At 35.3% G+C, this 1,574-nt stretch carries 2 protein-coding genes; both read left to right on the top strand.

Going from position 1 to position 1,574, the window contains the following annotated elements; translation table 11 throughout:
* The first annotated feature begins 38 nt into the window (after positions 1–38).
* Positions 39–815: a YveK family protein gene (locus IV88_RS08890; protein WP_057800536.1), complete on the top strand. Its 777-nt coding sequence runs from the start codon at positions 39–41 to the stop codon at positions 813–815.
* A 6-nt stretch (positions 816–821) separates the two neighbouring features.
* Complete coding sequence (locus tag IV88_RS08885) at positions 822–1,562, top strand: CpsD/CapB family tyrosine-protein kinase (RefSeq protein WP_057800535.1); 741 nt, start codon at positions 822–824, stop codon at positions 1,560–1,562.
* The last annotated feature ends 12 nt before the right edge of the window (positions 1,563–1,574 follow it).

Here is a 1,574-nt window from a genome sequence, read left to right as displayed (position 1 = left end):
TTTGAAAAAATCAATTAACCAAATTATCGGAGGGTTTTATGGATTCAGAACAAACATTTAGTGTTGGTCAGGTTTTAGACACGCTGAGAAAACATATTAGTTTAATAATTGTCAGCACTTTATTGGTAACTCTGATATCAGCGTTATTCACATTTTTTGTTATGACACCAAAATATAGTTCAACAGCTGAAATTTTGGTTAACAGAAAGCTTCCAGCAGAAATGCAAGCAGCACAATTTCAACAAGTACAAGCTGATGTTCAAATGATTAGTACATATAAGGATATCATTATGAGCCCTGCCATTTTAAAAGATGTTGATCAGGCAGTAAAAGATGATGCCGGATATCCGGGATCTGAAGCTGGTATTAAGTCAGCGATATCAATTAGCAGTCAGCAGAATTCTCAAGTTTTTTCTATTTCTGCTAAATCAAGTGATCCACAAACAGCAGCGTTGATTGCCAATACAACTGCAAAAGTGTTTAAACAAAATATTGGTAAGATAATGAGTATTAACAATGTATCTGTTGTTTCTAAAGCAAGCGCTAATAACCACCCAGTTAGCCCAAGAATTCAAGTTAATATTATGGCTGGAGTATTAATCGGTTTGTTGCTAGGAATTGCTTTAGCCTTTCTACGTGAATTTGGTGATAGAACCGTTACATCAGAAAGCTTTTTAACAGATGATTTAGAGTTAACAAGTTTAGGTACTGTTAATGAAATTGATGAAAAAGAAGTCAGAAAACAAATTAGAAATAGGCATAGTAACAATACCGTAGGTAACAATAATGAATCTAGAATGAAGAGAAGGGTGTAGAATACGATGGCCTTATTCAAAAGAAAGCAAAAAAAACTTGATAATAATAGTCTAAAATATGGTGTTGGACTAATAACGTATAGTGATCCAACATCTTCAATATCAGAACAATTCAGAACAATTAGAACTAATATTCAGTTTTCATCGATTGATAAGTCTCTAAGTTCCGTACTTTTCACTTCATCTGAGCCATCTGAAGGAAAGTCAACCGTTAGTAATAATGTCGCTGTAACATGGGCAGATCAAGGCAAAAAGGTTATCCTAATTGACGCAGATTTGAGAAGACCTACGGTTCATAAGACTTTTGGTGTAGGTAACTCAAAGGGACTATCAACTATTCTGTCAGGAAATGATCAATTAGAAGATGTAATTCAATCAACTGTTATTCCTAATTTATTTGTCATAACCAGTGGACCTGTTCCTCCGAACCCATCAGAACTATTAAATAGTTCTCGGATGGATAATTTATTAAAAGAACTGACAAGTCAATCTGATTTATTAATTGTGGATGCTCCGCCAGTTAATACTGTTACTGATGCTCAGGTACTCGCTGCACGAGTTGACGGAACGATTTTAGTTGTACCACAAGGAATCGCGGATAAAGGTGGAGTTAGACATGCAAAACAACTCTTACAGGCTGTGCATGCAAATATCTTGGGGGCTATCATGAATCGAGTAACAGCAGAGAAGTCTAGCGGTTACTACGGTGGCTATTATGGTGGTTATTATGGAGCAGACGATAAATAATACATTAATTTA

Source organism: Pediococcus argentinicus (genome assembly GCF_001437605.1).
Classification (GTDB): Bacteria; Bacillota; Bacilli; order Lactobacillales; family Lactobacillaceae; genus Pediococcus; species Pediococcus argentinicus.
This window is presented reverse-complemented; position numbering and strand designations above follow the sequence as displayed.